The organism is Bacillus sp. Root920, assembly GCF_001429445.1.
Lineage (GTDB): Bacteria > Bacillota > Bacilli > Bacillales > Bacillaceae > Bacillus > Bacillus safensis.
Genome location: NZ_LMJV01000001.1, coordinates 1965828 through 1986100, shown reverse-complemented (window position 1 = coordinate 1986100; position 20273 = coordinate 1965828). Strand labels below are relative to the sequence as shown.

The following is a 20273-nucleotide window of genomic DNA, read 5'->3' as shown; positions in this document are numbered from 1 at the left end:
ATAAGAGATGACAAAATCATTTCATTTTTTTTACATCACTTCAATAAAGATGGTCTATTTTCTTAAAACCTTATATAATTTAATTTGACATCAAGATAATGAATCCTTTAAATTTGAAAATAAACCTTAAAATGGATATAATAGAATCGATTCTTTTTATCAAGATTTGCATGAAAGGAACATGACTTTGGTAAAAACATCATTATTAACTCAAATCGAAGAAAAAAGAGAAGAGCTGATGAAAGTTGTCTTGCATAATGGGATGACATCAACAGTGACCATCGAACATAGCCAGCAGCTAGATCATCTCCTCTTACAATATCAACGACACTTACACTCAAACTCAGCCAACTAATCATACTTCATGATATCAATCATGCCGCACAATTATTTAGAACAGTTGATATGGTGACCATAAACGAAACAAAAACCTCTGACATAGGGGTTTTTTGTTTTTTCACATGCTGCTTGACGCCATAATAAAAACCACCTTCCCTGCTTCATTCATGCAAGTAAAGTGGTTTTAAGCGTCTGATGAAGGTAAATTGAATAAAGAAAGGACAACGCTTGTCCATCCTTTATAACCATGTTCCATCTATGATCATAATATCGTACGTATTATTTCGCTTGGTTGTTCATGGCTTTCATCATTTGATTGATTTTCTTCTGGGACGGTTTCATGCCCATTTGCATCATCATCATTCGAAGCATTTGTTCATTAATCGGTGGATTCTTTTTCAAATAGCTCATCATATACTTACGAGCAATAAAGAATCCGAGTGCAACTCCTGCAAGCAGTGCAACAACGCCTACAAGGATGACAACCCATAAATCCATAATTCTTCCTCCTTCATGTTGTCTCGTATAAAGTGTACTAAACAAAAGGCTATTATACAACATTTCACGTTCAATTTTATTTTTTTAAACAAAATTCCTCACTTTTACTGGATTAAGCCACCCGTGTTTTTTTGAACTAAAGTCCATCGCAAGAAAACAAGGGCTGATTTTTCTCAGCACTTCAAAAAACACCGCTTCTGCCTCATAACTTCCAGTGGCAGACATTTGGATATACCGGTCTTTTATAATAAATGCTGCAGTTCCTTTTCCATCTGGTAAGGAGGCGCTGTAAATCGAGCCTATTTGTGTATAGTGAATGTTCGTTAAGTTATTCATTAGACGCTGGTGCATATGAAAAGCAGGGATTCGTTTCGTCACATAATCCACTTGCTTCACAAGCATTACAAGCTCATCGTCAGTGCGGTTCGTCCAATGTAACGACTCAAACAAATGAAACAAAATCGATTCTCTGCCAAAATAGTGATGCGCAAATTCATCCTCAATCCAATAAATATAATAATGACGTTCCATGTCTATCCCTTCCTTTCACATTTCGTCAATCTCGTTTATTGCTTGTATTATACAAAAATGTGAAAGAAAGAATTGTCTATATATGAAGCAAGAAGAAACTAGTTTTGTCAAAAAAACAAGAAAAAAGAAAAAAGTTTGCAGAGCGGATGAAAATGCTCTGCAAACAGATAGCAAAAAAGCATGATGCTTGGAGTTCGTTTATTTATTCAGCTTCGCTTTCACACGGCTGACTACATTGCTGACAGTAAAGCCGTATTTCTCGATAATGGTTTCTCCTGGTGCAGAAGCACCAAATTTATCAATTGCAATCACGTCACCATCAAGACCAGTGTAACGCTCCCAGCCAAGTGAAGCACCCATTTCAATCGCAATACGTGCACGTACTGCTTTAGGAAGAACGGATTCTTTGTATTCGTCTGACTGCTGATCGAAGCGATCCCATGCAGGAAGGCTGACAACAGACGCGCGGATACCTTCTTTTTCAAGTGCCTTTTGTGCTTCAATGGCTAAACCAACCTCAGATCCTGAAGCGAGTAGAAGTGCTTCTGGCTGTGCATCAGCTGCTTCAACCACAACGTATCCACCTTTTTCTACTCCCTCATATGCCTTCTCTGGAGCCTGGTCAATCGTTGGAAGGTTTTGACGAGTAAGAACTAGTGCTGTCGGTTTATCCGTTGAAGATACAGCTAGTTTCCACGCTGCAGCTGTTTCATTTCCATCTGCTGGGCGGATAACGGAAAGGTTAGGCATCGCACGCAGTGAAGCAAGTTGTTCAACCGGTTCATGCGTCGGACCATCTTCACCAACAGCGATACTATCATGAGTAAAGACGTAAGTGACTGGAAGTCCCATTAAGGCAGCAAGACGAATTGCTGGTCTTAAGTAATCTGAGAAAACAAAGAACGTTCCGCCGAATACACGAAGACCGCCGTGAAGTGCCATACCATTGAGCGCTGCACCCATTGCAAACTCTCTGACACCGAACCAAATGTTTTTGCCTGCATAATTATTTTTACCGAAATCATCCGTGTTTTTAATCGTTGTTTTATTTGATCCAGCAAGGTCAGCAGACCCGCCAATAAAGAAAGGTACTTGCTTTGCAATGCCATTTAACACTTCGCCAGAAGATGCGCGGGAGGCAAGGCTTGAACCTGCTTCATAAACAGGAATCTCTTGATCCCAATTTTCAGGAAGCTTTCCTTCAATCGCAAGCTTCAGCTGTGCTGCCAGCTCTGGATATTCTTTTTCGTATTGCGCAAACAGTTCATTCCACGCTGCTTCTTTTTTCTGTCCAGCGTCTTTGACAGCTTCTTTGAAATGATCGTACACTTCAGAAGGTACATGGAAATCTTCTTCAAACGTCCAAGAGTAAGCTTCCTTCGTCAGCTTTGCTTCCTCGCTGCCAAGCGGTGCACCATGCACACCAGACGTTCCCGCACGGTTTGGCGATCCGAAACCGATCGTTGTTTTCACTTCGATTAATGTAGGTCTGTCTGTGCTTTGCTTCGCCTTTTCAATAGCAGCTGTTACTTCTTCGATGTTGTTGCCGTCTTTCACGTAAAGAACTTCCCAGTTCATCGCTTCAAAACGATTCTTCACATTTTCAGAGAATGAACGATCTAAGTCGCCATCTAAAGAAATATCATTTGAATCGTAAAGAACGATTAAACGGCCTAAGCCTAAATGACCAGCAAGTGAAGCTGCTTCAGAGGAAATTCCCTCCATTAAGTCTCCATCTCCGCAAATGCTGTATGTATAGTGGTCTACAACATGAAAGTTGTCTTTGTTATACGTTTCCGCAAGATGTCTTTCTGCAAGTGCCATTCCTACTGCCATAGCAATTCCCTGGCCTAGAGGACCTGTTGTCGCGTCTACGCCTTCTGTGTGTCCAAATTCAGGATGTCCAGGTGTTTTACTTCCCCACTGGCGGAATTGTTTTAAATCGTCAATGCTCAGATTGTATCCGCTTAAATGAAGCATGCTGTATAGAAGCATAGAACCATGGCCTGCAGATAAAACAAAGCGGTCTCTGTTAAACCAATTTGGATTTTGCGGACTTACGTTTAAGTGATTCGTCCATAAAGCGTACGCCATTGGTGCAGCACCCATCGGCATTCCTGGGTGACCGGAATTCGCTTTTTCAATTGCGTCTATGGAGAGAGTACGTATTGTTGCAATAGATTTCAATTCAATCGTTTCCATATAAATCCCCTTCCGTATCTTGTGTACACCATTATCATAAATCTACTGTCCTTTTTTCACAACTATTTCACGCTGAAAAAGAAGGATTTTGTCACATTTAGTTTATCGATCACCTAAAAAGTTATGCAAATATGAAAAAAGACGAGAATGTTCTTCCCATCTTTTCAAAATTCAAGAAATCACAACCTTAATGAAGGTTCTGATCTTTTTCTCTTTTTAATTTTTCTGGTGTAACATCGTTTCCTTCAGGGTCCAAGATTTTGACAGTTTTAAGTGTATTTTTCATAGAAGAACGAAAAGCTTTCAAATACTCTTCTCTCAACTGCTTTTGTTCTGTTTTTTCAGCGTCTGATAAACCGGTTTCTTTCGACTTTTTTGAAAGCTCATTTATTCTTGCAAGCTGTTCTTTAGAAATCATGACAAACTCCTTTAAAGCATTTTCTCTACATACTACTAAATATCAATCATTTTGACAACAAATCACGCTTTAGGTGGTAAGGCCTTTTTCATATTCTTGATACCTTCTATGCACTGTTGCTTTTGAAATGTCAAAACCTAATGCCTGAAGAGTTGCGGCAATTTCGGCGAACGTCATGTTATTTTTTCTTAATCGAACAATTTCTGAAATTGGCACTTCAATACGCTCACGGCCAGGTGCATGGTCCTGCTGCCTTAAATTTAGTTCGGGCTGATATCCGCGCTCAACAGCCCTTTTCATCCCCCGCTTGATTTTCAGGTTATGAATTTTCCGTTGGTACTCTTCGACGACTCCTACAATCTCGATGACCATTTCATCTGCTTCTGAAAGCTCAAGCTCTCCTCTATGAAACACGCTGTATACCTTTACCTTCTCTTTAAATAGACAATGAAGAAGCGCAATTTTTGCTTGTCCTCTTCCAAGACGTGTTTCATCTTGGATAAGAACGGCATCGATCGACTCTTCCTTCAGTGCAGCAAGCATTTCAAACACGCCATCACGATCTAGCTCATATCCACTTGCTTTTTCTTTGATGACTTTGACCACATTCATCTTGTGCATGGCAGCTAAAGCCAGCAGTTCTTCTTCTTGTCTTTTCAGCGAGGTTTCCTGCTCTTCTTTCACAGTGCTTACTCTCGCATAAATGATTGCGTTCATGTCTTCAATCGACCTTTCTACTGTACTGTTGCAAGTTGATATACGACTGGATGCTCTTTTTTCACGGGTATGACAAGAATGTCTCCAGGCTGGATTTCTGTTGAAGCAAGATCATTGTGTTCTGTTACCCAGTCAATAAATGCATTTTTGTCGATTGATTTGCTGTCATTTACTTGATCAGCTAACCCCCACAGAGTATCTCCTGATTGAACCTCTATTTTAACATATTGATTTGAATCATTATGGCTTGTGACTGCAATAAGTGAGAGAAATATGCCAACGATGAATGAGAATACCCCAATAAAAATAATAGATTCTTTTAACCTCATAATGTCATCTCTCCTAATAGAATGTGTGTTCGTTCTTTCTGTCTCTCATTATAAATACGAACAAACGTTTCTGTCAAACGTTTTTTCGAACCTATGTTTGTACTGTTAGGAAAAACATGCTATAATTTCTTTAAAATTGACGTTTTGAGGTGCAAAAGATGACGAAGCTATCAAAAAGACAACTCGATATCCTGAAATTCATCAAAGATGAAGTAAAAAGCAAGGGTTATCCCCCATCCGTCCGTGAAATTGGAGAAGCTGTCGGTCTAGCATCCAGTTCAACGGTCCATGGACATTTAGCTAGACTAGAAACAAAGGGCTTAATAAGAAGAGACCCGACAAAACCTAGAGCGATCGAAGTACTAGATGAAGAGGAAATGAATATTCCAAAGAGTGCTGTAATGAACGTTCCAGTCATCGGAAAAGTAACCGCCGGCCTTCCTATCACAGCTGTTGAGAATGTAGAAGAATACTTCCCTCTTCCAGAGACTTTTGCAGCACCAGACGAACAAGTGTTTATGCTTGAAATTATGGGAGAAAGTATGATTGATGCAGGTATTTTGGACAAGGACTATGTCATTGTGCGTCAGCAAAGCACCGCTAACAATGGAGATATTGTGGTCGCCATGACAGAGGAAGATGAAGCGACAGTGAAACGTTTCTATAAAGAAAATACACACTTTAGATTACAGCCAGAGAATCCATCAATGGAACCGATTATTTTACAGAATGTGAGTATACTAGGTAAAGTGATTGGCGTATTTCGAAATATTCATTAAAAAAAGCCGGTTTTCATCAGCTGCTGATGAAAACCGGCTTTTTCTTATGCACAAGAATATGCAAGAATACTTGAGCTTGGGAAGGAACCAAATGTAAAGTTCGGCCATATAAAGCCAGTTGTTCGGCCAAAAGGCTGTGAGGAAAGAACGAACATTAAAAATACTTGACCGTTTCTCAAAAGCACAATCGTCCATCTTCTATTACATCCCGCTGCAAATTGTACAGTTTGATGGCCTCCGCCAACACCTTGCCCCGATATAAGCGACTGCATACTTTGTGGCTGAGAGAGTGCTTGCTGATACTGGGAAATGATATGCTGCGGCGGTGCCGGCGGTGCTGAGTGTCCGCCTGAACCTTGCCCTGGCCAAGTACCTCCTCCTCCGATCGGAAACCCAGGAACCCCTCCACCTTGAGGAATACCAACAGATGGAAATCCTTGCATCTGCCTATCATATGAGTACCCATTATACACACCTTCATACGGATGATACATATTAAACACCACTTTCTTTAGACATTCATCACGATAGTATATGTCTTAAATAAAAAAGAGTGTTAAACGTCTAAATAGAAATTTTTCCAAAAGACGTTTCGTTCTTCTTTAGAACGGTTAAATAATGATTAAGAAGAAAAATAAAAAAATGAAAACTTTTTGTCTCCCTCAAACGTTATATAATTAGAAACAAAAGAAATAAAAAAACATTTAGATTTAATACTTGTAATATTGCTGTAATTATTGTAACATTTGTAACATAAGAAGTTTTCATTGAGAAAAGGAGGCAATCGCCTTGAAAAAATTATTTGTTTTATTAACTGCTATTATGCTTATGATCTCATTACAAACAACAACATTGGCCGCTTCCAAGAAATCAGCCGCTTTGACTAATAAAGAAGCGTTACATATTGCCCTTGATGCAAGAGAACATTTTTGGAGTGCAATGTCAGGCTACAAAATTAAAGACCATTCTAATGTCAAATTAAAATCATTTACCTATAAAGATATGACGTACAACTATCTTTCTAAAACATTTGATACAAAGAAAAAATTAAACAGCTACCTATCTCAAGTTTTCACTCAAGATGCCATCAAACATGGTTTAAAAGATTATCAGTTCATTGTTCATAAAGGCAAAATGGCTGTTCCAGTCGGTGATGGAGACAACATGCTCAATTGGGAAAAAGCCACACCTAAACTTGTTTCTAAAAAACAAACGGTCCGCACATATGAATTTACTGTCCCAACACTTGATGGACGCAAAGTAAAACGAACTGTTACGTACGAAAAAGTACAAAAAAATTGGAAAGTCACACAAATTGACGCTGTCATCTAAATAAAAAACCAGGCCATTCATCGGCCTGGTTTTTATATTGAAGAAAATTCAGTCATACGGTCCAGCGCGTGAGCAAGTGATGATGCCGTGCGAAATTCATTAAAAGGAAGCCCGAGCTGCACTGCTGTTTGGGCAATTTCTGGTCTAATCCCTGAAATGGTCGTCTCTACTCCAATTAACCGAAGTGACGTGACAAGATCAAAGATTTGATGAGCCACCATTGTATCAATAATGACCACACCCGATAGATCAATACATAAATGCTGAACACCTTTTTGCGAGCACTGATTTAGCGTATTTTCTAAAATAATCTTTGCTCTCGCTGTGTCAATGTCACCTACTAAAGGCAATAACGCAATCTGGCTTTTTAAGACAATCACCGGTGAGCTCAATTCGTAAATCATATCTCTTTGAGCCATGAGTTTTTCGGTTGTATTTTTCACATATTGCTGGATAAACACATGGATTGAAATATTAAACGCTTCGGAAATTAAATCATACCAATAAAAGATGCGGTCAATATCAATGTCATCTTGACGCTGTTTGATAAATTCTTTTAAGTAATGCAGAACCACTCTTTGATTGGACATGTATTCTCTCACGACATAATCTAATGGTGTATTTAAATGCTTTGGGTCACTGGCTAAATCCTCAGACCATTTTTTAAATTCAGTATGTAAATACGTCTTATCTTCAATAATAGCTCGTATAAAATGCTGGTAATAATCTTGATTCTGCCGTTTTAGCTCTGCTATGATGCTGGAATCTGTTGAACGATATATGGATTCTGGATCATCGTCCTCAATTGATTCATACCATGTTTCAGTCAGCTTCTCTGCATGCTGCATAAAAAAATCGTATAATGCACGGTTCTTATCCATAAGCAAATGTCCCTTCACATTTTCTTCTTGTCAGTCTTTGTACCTTATAGATTGATTGTACCACTGAATCTTTTGTCCCTGCTAGCTCGAATAGGCTCTGATGATAAACAAAAGAGCCCCCACTCTAGGGAGACTCTTTCCGATTTATTTCACAATGAATAATATTCTTTTCCCATCAGGAAACCCGCTGATTTGGTGCCCGACCCATGAGCCTGCTCCCCTATTATCAGATGGACTGACATATTGTACGCTTGCTCCTTTTCCTCCCTCAAGACAAACCGCCATTGGCCATTCATCCCGGTCAAAGCCAGGTTTTGTCGGAATTCCTTTTAATGATTCTTGCCTGCGGGCATCTGCTCCATTTCGGTCAATGGTACACACATCTGAATGCCCTTTTCGAATGGCTTCTTGAATATGACTGCCTGTTTCAGGGTACCTTTCCTTTGGAAATTGAACGACATGATCATATCGATCAGCCCCTTTTGCTGCCTGCTTCTCTCCAAATCCACCTAACAACGTGCCCATCCATATCACAAAACATAAGGCGACAGCAGCGATCCAGCCTCTTTTCATCTTCAAAAGCGCGTGACCTCCTCATCCATCATAAGCATCATCTTGACTTAAAGGAAATGTGTCATTTTAATGTATGAGTGGTGTGCAGATGACATGAGAAAAAAATGAGGAGGCTCTCAATCTCAAATCTCTCAGATTAGAAATATGAATCCTATCAAATCGATTCATACAAAAAAGCTTGTCCCCTATGAAGGAAACAAGCTCTATTTTTATTGCGCTTTCGCATAGTTTATAAACTCAACAAAGGCAGCTGTCGCTTTCGGCCCGCCATTTATCGTTCCGTTTGAATACCCAGCGTTATGAACTCCAACGATTTGCTGGTTCTGATCCAGCATGGCAGAACCTGAATTTCCGCTGAATGTATCAATCGTATAGTACGCTAGATTCGTATCTTCTCTCGTCACAGGACCCGACATCTCCCACTGTGACACCTTGCCAGTCGATCTCATTTTATCACCAGGATATCCTGAGATTTTAATGGTTGTCCCAGTCAAGTTTGTCACCTGGCGGATGGATCGGTAGCCGACCGTATTGCCAATGTTCGTATCGGTTTTGATCACGGCAAAGTCATATTGGCTTGCACCAGTATTAATATATCCGCTTGGCACATAGAACTCAGTCATTTTTGCTGAACCGTTCACCGCAGTACTATCATTCATACCAGGATATACAGTTCCTTTTTCACTATAGCTTCTCGATGCTGTATTGTACACGCAGTGTCCGTTTGTCAAAATTTTGTTAGGAGCAATGAGTGTTCCCGTACAGCTTGAGCCGCCAAATGTAATATAAGCAATCGAATTGTATGGTGCCACTCTTGTATTTGCTACTTTGGTTCTACCATCGTCTCCAATGACGACTTTCGTTTGAAAATCTTTTAAATATTTTGATAGTGGTTTTACTTTTTCGCCAACAGTAGAAGAAAGATCATCCACTTTGTCAAAGGATGAGGGGGCTTTCGTATCATTGTGGAAATCACTTGAAGAAATCACTTTACCATCAGAAGTCACCATGTCATAATCAGACGTTAGTACTGAATCCGATGCGGCATGGGCAAAACTAGGCACACTTAAAGCACCAAAAACGAGAAGAGAAGGGAGTAACATTTTCACCTTTTTCATTATATTCCTCCTTTATGTCCTATATCAAAAATCATACGATTGTTTCATATTGGAGTAAATGAGAGAATATTCTTATTTTTTACAAAATATTTCATTTCCAAATTAGGTGTTTTGTATCTTCCCAACCTTCATTCTATCGATCTCTTTCTATGAGAACAGAAAAAACCGCCTAATAGGCGGTCTTTCCTCTTTGTCAGCTCCACACATCTTTTACATATCTATTGTCATTTGCGAGGGCTTTCAGCCAATTTTCAGCTGTTTCCTTCGAGCATTGTTTCTCGTTTTGATAGAGATCGATCAGTGTAGCCTCTACATCTGGAGCCATGACTTTTCCGTCTCCGCACACGTACAGGTAAGCACCTTGGTCAAGCAATTCGATCAGCATGCCGCCGTCTTCTTTCAACAAATGCTGAACATATACTTTTTGCTCATCGTAACGAGAATAAGCGCGATGGATATGGACAACTCCGTTTTGCGCTGCAAGCTGCATTTCATCAAAATACAGATCATCTTCCTGAGGGTGACGGCAGCCAAAATATAGGTGGGCTTCGCCTAGCTGCTTCCCTTCCTTCTGCCACACTTCTCTTGCCTGAACAAATCCTCTAAATGGAGCGATTCCTGTACCTGGTCCAATCATAATCATCGGTATGTCTGAGGAAGGGGGCAGCTGGAATCCGTCTTGCGCTTCATGCAGGAAGCAGGCTACTTCTTCCCCTTCTTTCAGACCACATAAATAGGTTGATGCGACTCCGGCATATTCTCCGCTGCCGCTCCATGCTTTACCTTTGACAACCGCCACTGTGATACTGACTTTTTCTTCATCTACCTTTGGCGAACTAGAAATCGAATAATAACGCGGCTTCAAACCTGGTAAAAGCGCCAAAAAGTGCACAAACGGCAGCTCACACGCTTCATATTGATCTAATAAATCCAGCATGGTTACTCGTTTCTTTAAGATGGCTTCTTGATATGCTTCACCAGCCATTTGTTCAAGTTCCACGCGGTGAGGCGGACATACCGTATGTGCTGCAAGCTCTCTTAGCTGTGTACGTGTCGCAGGCTCTTGAAGCTCAACATGCGAGGCGAGTAATTCTTTGATTGGAATCGGCTGATCTAATGGTAAATGACTTGCCTCTTTATCAGATGAAAGCTTAATGCGCTGCTCTGGATCTAGTTTAAAGCGGCGGGTCACACGTTGAACGAGTGCATCACTATTTTTCGGCACAATCCCGATATGATCCCCTTCTTTGTATGCTTTGTCAGCAGGCAATTTCAGTTCAATATGTCTTGTCTGCCGCGTGCTTGTTTCTGATTGTAATTCTTCATTTTTCAATACAACAGCTGAAAAGGCATCATATATTTTAGCTACAGGACGTTCCACTAGCTCATTCGTATAAGAAACTGATAGGTTTGGTTTTTCCTTCCCCTTTTCTTGGAAGGTGAGCTTAAATTCTTTTGCAAGCTGTTCGAAGACTGTTTTCTGGAAGATTTCTTTATCCTCATCCATATCACCGCCTGCATCACCTTCTCCTAAATCAGCTACACGTTTGGCTCCTTTTCTTTCTAGAGCTTCATCAATCAGACGGGGGATCCGCTGGTACGTACTCGCCCAATTTCGATCTCCGCATCCAAAGACCGCAAATATCACGTTTGATAAATCCTGCTCCTCATCCTGCGCCAGCCAATCCACGAATTGCTTCGCATTGTCAGGTGGATGTCCGTTGTATGAAGCGGTCACGATGAGGACAGCACCTGTATCTGGCAATTGGCGTGTAAAGTCATCAAGCGGCGCAGTGGTCACATCAAACCCTTTTGCTTTCCCGTCTTCAGCCAATTCGTTCGCTATTTGCTTTGCTGTGCCAAGGTTTGAGCCATATAAAACTAACAGTGGTGTACCATGACTCGCCACTTTTGATTCACTAGATTTAGTGCTTTTCTTCGGTTCTTCCTTCGGTGGTGCCATAAAGAATTGCTGCTTCCTTGGCCGCACTTTGATTTTAAAATCGTTAGGTTTAATTGTGAGAGATTCTTTTAAATCAAGCTCATAAGATGTGTGATCAATTAACTCTAAATTGTGCAGGACCATCGCGAGAACCATCGTAGCTTCATGCAGGGCGAACTGCATACCGATACATGCTCGCTGTCCATTCCCAAAAGGTTTGTAGGCATGCTGCGGGATTTTCTCAGGATGCGTAAACCGCTCTGGTTTAAATTCTTCAGCATCCTCGCGCCATACCGCTGGATCACGGTGTAATTTAGGGAGAAGAACAGAGACACTTTGATTCTTTTGAATCGGATATTTCCCCCCGATTACTGTGTCCTCTTTCGCATAAAGAGAGAACGTAGGCGCTGTTGGCCAGAGGCGGAGAGCTTCATTTAACACCATACGAGTGTAGCTTAGCTTTTGCACCTGTTTAAATGCCGGAAGCCCGCCCTGCAGCACCTCATCTGCTTCCTGGACGGCTTTCTTTAATTTCTCTGGATTCTTTAGTAAGAAATAAATCGCAAATGATAGCAGTCCGCTTGTTGTTTCGTGCCCTGCAATTAAGAAGGTGATGATTTGATAACGGATATTTTCATCGGATAAACGTTCACCTGTTTCAGGGTCCTCTGCATGCAGCATAAGAGACAGTAAATCATCGCCCGTTTTATCTTGTTTTCTTCGTTCCTGAATAATGTCATCTACTAATTTCTTCATAAAATCGACATGCTGGTCAAATTCTTTTCTTCTTTTGATCATCAGTTTATCTGCAATTGGCAATCGGCTCGACTGCTCCATTGCTTCATTTAAACCTTTCAGCATGCTGTCGATGAACGGATGCTGATTTTCTTTATAAAAGCTGTTAAAGCGAAAATCAAAACCGCAAAGGCCTATTGTATCTAAAGTCAGCTTTGTCATATCCTCAGCTACTTCAATTTCTTCATCACGGCCTGTTCTTTGCCATTTTTGCACAAGCTGTGTGGCAATATCGAGCATCATTTCATGATAGCCCTTCATGGCCTGCTGGCTGAATGCAGGCATCAAAATTTGATGAGCCTTTCTCCAGTTCGGTTCTTCTGTCCAGCTTGTAAATAGTCCATCTCCTGAAAATGCTCTAACTTTACTCAGACTAGTACCAATATATTTATCAAAACGGCTCTCGTCACATACTTCTTTGACAAGTTCATGGCTGGAAACAAAAATACTTGTTGCATTTGAAAATTCAAACTGAAAGATCGGTCCTAATTCATCTGCCAGCCGCCAAAAGGTTTGAGAAAGCTCTCCTTTTTTTATATGGGGAATATTTTTAAAAGGTCCGTATGTTTTTGGTTTTGGAATGATTGATGTTTGCTTCATATGCCCACTCCCTTTATTTCTTTAAGATGCAACGCTGATGGCACGCCATAAACATTGCTCAATATCCTCTAAAAATTCAATCGTTGGCTCTATTTCTTCTGCAAGAATTTGTTTATGCAGCTGCACAAAAGCACCAAATACAATGGATAAAATGGTTCTGCCTGAGAGGTTTGGGTGAATCCCATCCTTTTTCCCTTCTTCAAAGATAAGGAATAGCTCATGTAACAAATGCTGCATTTTCTCTTTGCTCGTCTCGTCTAAGTAATGGGACCGTTTATCAATCTCTAAGAAATACAGCCCGCTTGGATTCTCCTTTGTAAACAAAACCAAGCAATAAAATACATGCTTAAAGTACGCCCGGATACTTAACTTTGGATCTGGATTGTTTGTGTTCATTTTTTCGATAAATGCTGAGAGGCTGCGCTGGTACAAAATATTGACGAGTGCCTCCTTGCTGTCAAAATAACGGTAAATGGTGCCCGCTCCGACGTTTGCTCTTTTTGAAATCATCGGCATTGTGGTGCCATCAAAGCCTCGTTCAATAAATAGTTCCAGCGAAGCCTTCATGATCTGTTCTTGTTTATCAGTCACTGCTGGCATTTCATCCCCTCCTTTTAAAATATAGGAATGAACGTTCATTCCGCTTGTGGCATATTATATTAATATTTTAATTTCATCTATTTATACTTAAACATACTTATTTTACTCCGTCACTACATTTTCTGAAAATAATAATAATTGAGAAATGATACCTAGTCACATGACATCCAAAGGACATATAAAGATTGTCAAATGTGTGTCATGCAGGTGTCATCAGCACTACACATTCATTCCTGATCGATTGGGGAATGAATATGGTCGTCATATGTATCAATATATAAGCTTCCATTACTTGAACGGACAGCATAAACAATATCCTTTAAGGACAGCTGCCTTTTTTTAAGCTCTTCTTCTATCCATTGCTCTGTTAATTGATTTTCTTGTATGTTTTTTTGGATGAGTTTCCCGTCCATGATGACTTCAATCGGCATGTAACGCTCTGCCTCCATGAATAAATGAAGGTCCTTCCGCGTGACTTTTTCAAACGAAGGGTATTTTTTCACTGACATATGCCCATCTGTTTCAATCATTGCAAATTCAACTTCGCTAATATCAAAGATGTCTTTTTCTCTCAGCTGCTGATTTAAATAATCAAGGGTATATCTCATCCCTTTCATATTTCCTTCAAGAATTTTTCCATTTTGTATGACAAGTGTTGGTTTACCCGCCATCAACCCTCTCATCTTCCGGCTTCTTAATGCAAGCAGGGAAATCACATAAATAATCATGACAAGTGACACAAAGGAAATCGTTGTGTGCTGAAGCGGGAGCGTTGTATTAAACGCCAGGTTCGCTGCAATTGAACCTAAGCTGATGGCTGCTATAAAATCAAAAATATTCATTTGCGCAATGGTTTGTTTCCCTAAAAGACGTGCTCCTCCAAATAAAATCGCAAAAGCAAACATCGTCCGAATAATGACTTCAATATGGTCAGGCATGCAAGTGTCCACCTTTCAATTGCATCAAAAAAAGCCTTTTCCTAAGAAAAGACTCTTTGTTAGACTATGCATTTATTTCATCATTATTCAATTGGGCAGTACCGCTTTGTTCAAATTGTGATCGCAGTTCAATAATTGAACTATTCCTCACATGATCTGCTTCTTGCTCAAGAAGCCATGTATAAAATCTTGCTTGCTCCGCTGTCTGCAAAGCCTGCATATATTTTTGCGAGGTACGCTTCTCTGCAACGCGCTGCTTCATCCCGCGCATCTGCTTCCAGAATTGATAATAAGGGAGCTTGAGTTTGGTCATAAAGCCTTGATCATCCTCAATGACATACCCCTCTTCTTTAATTGTGTTATCATGAGAGACCGCCTGATACCATTTATAAAAAGACGTCCAATCATGGAAAACAGCCACTTCCTGCTTGCAGGATATTCCAAGCTGTTCACTTAATCTTTTCACTTCAGCGAATGGTGCTTTTTCATAGCTTAACTGCCGCTTCACAATATCAAGTAAAATGAGTTGATCTTGTTCATATGTGATAATATGCGGATCTTTTTCTGGCAAAATGACTTCAAACACAAGAGATACATGGTGGTCACGGACATATGATTTAATGTAGTCAGCCTGCACGTCACTGAAGGTCTTATCAAATAGCTCTTCGACCCATGAAGCATGCTGATTTTGTTTCACATGTGATGTATACGATTTGGATGTAAACACCAATTCATCTTCCATTTCATTATACCCAACAGTTCCTAAGTAACCATTTGCTTTATCATATACGGTGACAGGGAATTGAAGATGGTTCACTAAATGCTGCATTCTTGTCTCCGGACGCTCATCAATGTTAAAAAATTTATTGTAGCTTCTAGACACAATCTGCTTAGAAACCATATTGACAAACAAACCTCTTGCTTTCACATTCACATCATCCCACTGCCGTTCACTAAAAGCCTTTTTCGTAAAATTAAAAGATGAAATATGGTGCGGAAGCTTTAATTCCTGTACGTATTCATGCTGATCTAAATGAGCTAAAAAATCATCCAGTGAAATATCTGGCTGAACAGCAGCCGATTGTTTTTTCTCAGACGCTCTGTAGACTGGATTGTCGATTTCATGAGTCTCAATCCCGTCAGGTGTGATTTTCAACACCCGCAGCTGCCCCCCAAATTCAACCTGACCTTCTAGGTTATAAGACCTTTCCGCTGCGTGAATAGGCAGTCTGTATAAATTGCGATGCCCGTGAATTTGGATGATATCCAGCCCAGCCGTATTTTGTACAAATAAGTGATCAATATCATCTGAATATTCTCCTACGCCGTGAATGAGCTGCTGTGTTGAGACATGCAGAAGTTCTTCTGGCAAATGAGCAAGCCCGCCATGTGTAACAAGAAATGTCTGATCATGGTACGTAAAATAAGTAAGCTGATGAAAGGTTCTGACAAACTTTCGTACTTCCTTCAAATCAAAGTTTGCTGCTTCAATTTCAGGCACAGTATGACGATTAAACATATTGCTTCTGACTTTTTCACCATGTGCAAACCGGTATAAATGCTGATCATGATTGCCTTCAATGACGATGACATTCCGGCATTCCCTATGGGCGAGCATCCATTCTAATACTTCTTTGTTTTCTATTCCTCTATCAAGCAAGTCACCTGCAAAGATATAAAGTTCGTTTTCTTTGATGTCTCCTTGCAAATAGGTGGTAAGTGCGGTGTAACAACCGTGAATATCTCCGAAAACATGAATGGCCTCATATTGATCAAAGGATCGAGGCTGATAAGTCATCACTTGCGGATAATCCTCCGGCTGCAAAACAGTCACCCATGATGGGACCTTTTCTGTTTTTAACCGTTCGTTCATTTGATACAAAACAGATTCCCGCACTACTTTGTGAGATTCACGTGAGCGATTTTGCAAAAGAGCTGTTTCAAGGGGGACCTGCGTGAAATCGACGACATACACCCTGTAACGATAAGATGTCGCTAAAGACTTATATTGAGAAATCGATTTACTTGAAATATGTGTCGCATCAATCACAGTAAAGTCTCCGCGCTCCATACGGGCTGTGAGTAGATCGAATAATAAAGACCAAACTTTGTGGTCATGCTTGCTTGAAATGTCTAGTTTCCCATTGACTGATAGCTGCGGCGGCTGAGTTAACAGCCGGATTTGATCCGCTGATAAAGTGTAAGGCTCTAAGCCTTGTTCTTTGATCCATGTTGATTTACCTACGCCTGGGAGACCTCGTAAAAGGACTAAAGTTCTCATATTGGTTCTCCTTTAATGAGTGATATTTTACCTATTATAGATAAATTATGGATAAATCTCAATCTTTTATTGATTATGGTAATATATAGATAGAAAAGGAGGTTTTACGTATGTCTAATAGAGAGAATATGGCATTCAACATGGGAGATCTTCTATTTCAAGTGTTCTCTCTTCTATTCATTGCCTTTATTGTGACAATCATTGTTATCGCGTTTCGCATGATCAGAAGAAAACGAATGGAATTGAAAAAAATCGAGGCAAGATTAAACAAAGTAATTGAAAAAAACGATTTAAAAGAATAAAAAATCCGGAAGTTAACCGGATTTTTTTGTTTTCATCACGATACCTTGACGCTGCTGCATCAAAAAGAAAAAGACGCCTAAAAGAACAAGCAGACCGCCAAGCATTTGAAGCAGCGTGACTTTCTCTCCAAGCAGCCATACAGCAAGGATCGTTGCCCCAACAGGTTCACCTAGAATACTCATTGAAATGGTAGTCGCATTAACATAGGTTAATAGCCAATTATTAATGACATGAGACATCGTGGGAATAATGGCGAGCAATAAAAAGATTCCCCACTCTTTAACCGGATAGCCTATAAAAGGAGTTTGCTGAAGCAGGTTGAATAAAATTAAAAAAAGACCGGCAAAGCCAAATACACAAAAACTATAAATCCAATGAGATATTTTTCTTACAGCCTGTTGGCCTATTAACAAATAACAAACAACAGCGATCACACTCAAAAAGGATAAAATATCTCCTAAGATGGCTTCCTTGCTATGACCAATATCTCCCCAGCCTATCATGAGGGCACCTACAATCGCCCCACACATCGTTAATATTGCAGACATTGTTGTTCGTTCACGGAAAATGAGGAATCCGCCTAATAAGGACACCATCGGCTGAAGGGCGATAATAATGGTAGAGCTTGCCACTGTCGTCAGTTTCAGTGAGCCAAACCACAACACAAAGTGAAGCCCTAAAAAGAAGCCTGAGGTACATAAGAAAAACCAGTCTCTGCGCTTTATCGAGAGAAATTCTTTTTTTCTTGGCAAGATAAACGGCAGCATGAGAGCCGCCGCAAAAATCATTCGATACATACTTAAAATAGCAGCAGGTGCATTTGACCATTTCACAATGATTGCAGAAAACGAAATAGCAATAATTGAAATCACAAGCGGCAGTGCAATTGATTTCGTTTGAGCAGTTGTCTTCATTTCCATTAGCAGCTTCCTTTACATCAGCAGTAGATGAGCAGTTCATCTTGTATGTCGTCATCTTACTATGTCCATTCACCTAGTGGCAAGATGATTTTTTAAAACTGGCGTGAGCTTTTTAGATGGAAAAAACGCCCTTTTCATAGGGCGTTATTGTTGTTTATTCTGAAATCAATTCACGAATTCTTTCTTCAATAGGTGTTAACGGCCGGCCTAGTAATGTTTCGAAATCTTCACTTTCGACAGCTAAAGCACCATCGCGTATGCCGCTTTGAATGGCTTTGACAAATGGCACTGCTTCTTTTGGTACACCATTTGAAGCTAAAAAGTCTCCAAATGTGTCTACATCTATTTTTTCTACTTTGATTTCTTTTCCACTCACCTTACTAACAATTTGTGCAAGTTCAGTGTGTGATCGAAGCGGTCCTGACAGTTCATATATCTCCTGATCATGTACGGGAAGTGTTAACGCATTTGCTGCCGCTTCGGCGTAGTCATTTCTTGTTGCCCAGCCAACCTTCCCTTCGCCAATAGGGCTTAAAAATGGTGCACCGCTGACTGAGGCCAGAATCGTGTCTTTTTCATTTTCTACATACCAGTTGTTTCTTAAAAATACATGAGGAATGCCAGAGGCCAAAATGGCTTCTTCTGTTTTGGCATGGTCATGTGCAAGGACAAGCTGACTCTCTCTTGCATTGACAACACTTGTATAAGCAATAAACCTCACATTTGCTGCTTTCGCCGCTTCAATTGCCGCTTTATGCTGCTCGACGCGGTCTCCATCCGCCGTTGAAATGATCAACAGACGGTCAATGCCTTCAAATGCTGATGTCAGGGTGTCTGGCTCAGTAAAATCTCCACGGCGTACATCCACCCCAGCATCCTTCAAATGTGCTGCTTTTTGCGGATTTCGAACACTGACTGCAATTTGTTCAGCCGGTACTTTTGTGAGCAAATGCTTGACGACGAGCGATCCAAGCTGACCTGTTGCGCCTGTTACTAATAATTTCATTTGTTTGACCTCCTCATTTTTCGTTCAACGGTGATGTGCATACGTTATAATCAAAATGGTTACAACAAAGGGTTAAAAAAAGCTCCAATGTATGAGCTTTTTTATTCCGCCTCTGTCAATAATTGCTGAATTGTCACTTGCTTTAGGTGATTCTCAAGTGCAGCTTGTGCTTCTTTTAGTTCATGCCGAAGTCTCGTGTCCATCGCTTGACCAATCGGGCATGCGATGACGGGCTGATGAAAGTTAAATAATTCTTCATCCTCGCTTACATCCACAGCACGATACACATCTAACAGCGTAATGTCCTCAGCTGCTCTTTTTAAATAAGCACCGCCTACTCCTCGGCGAATCTCAATGAGACCCGCCCGTTTGAGCATTGCCATCATTTTTCGAACAATGGCTGGATTTGAATTCACGCTCTCTGCAATAAAATCACTAGTACACTCTTTTGGAACACCTGCAATAAATGACACAATATGAACAGCAATCGGATACCTGCTGCTAATTTGTTTCACAATCTTTCACCACCGTTGTAATCAATATAGTTACAATGAGTGATTTTGTCAATCAATAAACGGATTTTTCTTTCGATCCCAGTCCTCATATGTCATGATATCGTAGTCTTCTCCTGTATCAAGCTCAAGCGGCGCAATGCATTCAAGCAGATTCTCATCTGGGTCAAGAAAATAGATCGCTGCATGAAATTGCGGCGGATTATCGAGAACTAAAGGCTGCTTTTCTTCTGAAAAACCAAACATTGGGTGAATACTGATGCCTCTTTCAATCAGCCAGGCTTTGATTTGTTCGATGCTGGATGTTTTAATTCGGAAGGCTACATGTCGAGTTGCTACGTGATATGGAATAGTGGACATATCTGCCTTCCATATGCCAAGCCAGCTCTTTCCTTTCTCAATCCATAAAAAGGCTACTCTTTCATTCTCATGAGCAAGTGTCAATCCCAATTTTTCATAAAACGCAATAGATGTCTTCAAGTCACTCACAGGTAAATGTGCTTCATACAAACCTTTCATCATCATCAAAATCACTCCTTTTCTATCTTCTATTCTGCGTGAATGAATGATATTCTGCCTCAGCAAAACGATGTATTTTATCCCTAACATTAGTTTGAGCGACATTGTATGTTTGATCTATTGCAGATGGGGGAAGGTGT

Annotated in this window: 22 protein-coding genes; 4 read left to right on the top strand and 18 right to left on the bottom strand. The window is 40.3% G+C overall.

Annotation, left to right across the window (positions count from 1 at the left end; all coding sequences use genetic code 11):
- Positions 1-181 precede the first annotated feature (181 nt).
- Complete coding sequence (locus ASE42_RS09715) at positions 182-355, top strand: aspartyl-phosphate phosphatase Spo0E family protein (protein WP_369810454.1); 174 nt, start codon at positions 182-184, stop codon at positions 353-355.
- A 263-nt stretch (positions 356-618) separates the two neighbouring features.
- Here ASE42_RS09715 and ASE42_RS09710 read toward each other — a convergent pair whose 3' ends face one another.
- From ASE42_RS09710 to yneA, 6 genes are all read right to left on the bottom strand, one after another.
- Positions 619-837 (bottom strand): YneF family protein, encoded by a 219-nt coding sequence (locus ASE42_RS09710; RefSeq protein WP_003212379.1) that lies wholly within the window; start codon positions 835-837, stop codon positions 619-621.
- An 84-nt stretch (positions 838-921) separates the two neighbouring features.
- Positions 922-1368 (bottom strand): sporulation inhibitor of replication protein SirA, encoded by a 447-nt coding sequence (sirA, locus tag ASE42_RS09705; protein ID WP_024425134.1) that lies wholly within the window; start codon positions 1366-1368, stop codon positions 922-924.
- Between the two features lie 198 nt (positions 1369-1566).
- The gene (gene tkt, locus ASE42_RS09700; protein WP_041109228.1) at positions 1567-3570 is read right to left on the bottom strand and encodes a transketolase; all 2004 of its coding nucleotides are present in this window, start codon (positions 3568-3570) and stop codon (positions 1567-1569) included.
- 187 nt (positions 3571-3757) lie between these two features.
- The gene (locus ASE42_RS09695; RefSeq protein ID WP_056766592.1) at positions 3758-3988 is read right to left on the bottom strand and encodes a DUF896 domain-containing protein; all 231 of its coding nucleotides are present in this window, start codon (positions 3986-3988) and stop codon (positions 3758-3760) included.
- A 69-nt stretch (positions 3989-4057) separates the two neighbouring features.
- Positions 4058-4705, bottom strand: a complete 648-nt coding sequence (locus ASE42_RS09690; RefSeq protein ID WP_024427081.1) for a recombinase family protein — start codon at positions 4703-4705, stop codon at positions 4058-4060.
- 17 nt (positions 4706-4722) lie between these two features.
- A complete protein-coding gene (gene yneA / locus ASE42_RS09685; protein WP_024425130.1) occupies positions 4723-5034 on the bottom strand; it encodes a cell division suppressor protein YneA in 312 nt (103 codons plus the stop codon).
- Between the two features lie 158 nt (positions 5035-5192).
- Between yneA and lexA the strand changes: the two genes are divergently transcribed.
- Positions 5193-5813 carry a transcriptional repressor LexA gene (lexA, locus tag ASE42_RS09680; protein WP_034283422.1) on the top strand — a complete coding sequence of 207 codons (621 nt, stop codon included), beginning with the start codon at positions 5193-5195 and terminating at the stop codon, positions 5811-5813.
- Positions 5814-5857: 44 nt separating this feature from the next.
- Here lexA and ASE42_RS09675 read toward each other — a convergent pair whose 3' ends face one another.
- On the bottom strand, positions 5858-6307 hold the full coding sequence (locus ASE42_RS09675) for a hypothetical protein (protein WP_056766590.1): 450 nt from the start codon (positions 6305-6307) through the stop codon (positions 5858-5860).
- A 295-nt stretch (positions 6308-6602) separates the two neighbouring features.
- Between ASE42_RS09675 and ASE42_RS09670 the strand changes: the two genes are divergently transcribed.
- Positions 6603-7145: an IseA DL-endopeptidase inhibitor family protein gene (locus ASE42_RS09670; protein ID WP_041109224.1), complete on the top strand. Its 543-nt coding sequence runs from the start codon at positions 6603-6605 to the stop codon at positions 7143-7145.
- A gap of 32 nt (positions 7146-7177) precedes the next feature.
- On the opposite strand, the gene ASE42_RS09665 is transcribed toward ASE42_RS09670, so the two are convergent.
- From ASE42_RS09665 to ASE42_RS09635, 7 genes are all read right to left on the bottom strand, one after another.
- A complete protein-coding gene (locus ASE42_RS09665) occupies positions 7178-8026 on the bottom strand; it encodes an STAS domain-containing protein (RefSeq protein ID WP_056766588.1) in 849 nt (282 codons plus the stop codon).
- Between the two features lie 144 nt (positions 8027-8170).
- On the bottom strand, positions 8171-8551 hold the full coding sequence (locus ASE42_RS09660; RefSeq protein WP_044335941.1) for a NucA/NucB deoxyribonuclease domain-containing protein: 381 nt from the start codon (positions 8549-8551) through the stop codon (positions 8171-8173).
- Between the two features lie 257 nt (positions 8552-8808).
- Positions 8809-9717, bottom strand: a complete 909-nt coding sequence (locus tag ASE42_RS09655; RefSeq protein WP_024425124.1) for a trypsin-like serine peptidase — start codon at positions 9715-9717, stop codon at positions 8809-8811.
- A gap of 193 nt (positions 9718-9910) precedes the next feature.
- On the bottom strand, positions 9911-13054 hold the full coding sequence (locus tag ASE42_RS09650; RefSeq protein ID WP_056766585.1) for a bifunctional cytochrome P450/NADPH--P450 reductase: 3144 nt from the start codon (positions 13052-13054) through the stop codon (positions 9911-9913).
- Between the two features lie 21 nt (positions 13055-13075).
- The gene (locus ASE42_RS09645) at positions 13076-13654 is read right to left on the bottom strand and encodes a TetR/AcrR family transcriptional regulator (protein WP_056766583.1); all 579 of its coding nucleotides are present in this window, start codon (positions 13652-13654) and stop codon (positions 13076-13078) included.
- 227 nt (positions 13655-13881) lie between these two features.
- A complete protein-coding gene (locus ASE42_RS09640) occupies positions 13882-14592 on the bottom strand; it encodes a DUF421 domain-containing protein (protein ID WP_056766582.1) in 711 nt (236 codons plus the stop codon).
- 64 nt (positions 14593-14656) lie between these two features.
- Complete coding sequence (locus ASE42_RS09635; protein ID WP_056766580.1) at positions 14657-16873, bottom strand: RNA ligase; 2217 nt, start codon at positions 16871-16873, stop codon at positions 14657-14659.
- A 110-nt stretch (positions 16874-16983) separates the two neighbouring features.
- On the opposite strand from ASE42_RS09635, the gene ASE42_RS09630 reads away from it, so the two are divergent.
- Complete coding sequence (locus tag ASE42_RS09630) at positions 16984-17175, top strand: hypothetical protein (RefSeq protein WP_024425119.1); 192 nt, start codon at positions 16984-16986, stop codon at positions 17173-17175.
- Positions 17176-17187: 12 nt separating this feature from the next.
- Here the strand turns inward: ASE42_RS09630 and ASE42_RS09625 are convergent, their stop codons facing one another.
- The 4 genes from ASE42_RS09625 to ASE42_RS09610 all read right to left on the bottom strand — a co-directional run bounded on the left by ASE42_RS09625 (position 17188) and on the right by ASE42_RS09610 (position 20139).
- Complete coding sequence (locus ASE42_RS09625) at positions 17188-18096, bottom strand: DMT family transporter (protein ID WP_024425118.1); 909 nt, start codon at positions 18094-18096, stop codon at positions 17188-17190.
- Between the two features lie 154 nt (positions 18097-18250).
- Positions 18251-19102 carry an SDR family oxidoreductase gene (locus tag ASE42_RS09620; protein WP_056766578.1) on the bottom strand — a complete coding sequence of 284 codons (852 nt, stop codon included), beginning with the start codon at positions 19100-19102 and terminating at the stop codon, positions 18251-18253.
- A gap of 101 nt (positions 19103-19203) precedes the next feature.
- Positions 19204-19617 carry an Rrf2 family transcriptional regulator gene (locus tag ASE42_RS09615; RefSeq protein ID WP_041109186.1) on the bottom strand — a complete coding sequence of 138 codons (414 nt, stop codon included), beginning with the start codon at positions 19615-19617 and terminating at the stop codon, positions 19204-19206.
- 48 nt (positions 19618-19665) lie between these two features.
- A complete protein-coding gene (locus tag ASE42_RS09610; RefSeq protein WP_056766576.1) occupies positions 19666-20139 on the bottom strand; it encodes a VOC family protein in 474 nt (157 codons plus the stop codon).
- Between the last annotated feature and the right edge of the window lie 134 nt (positions 20140-20273).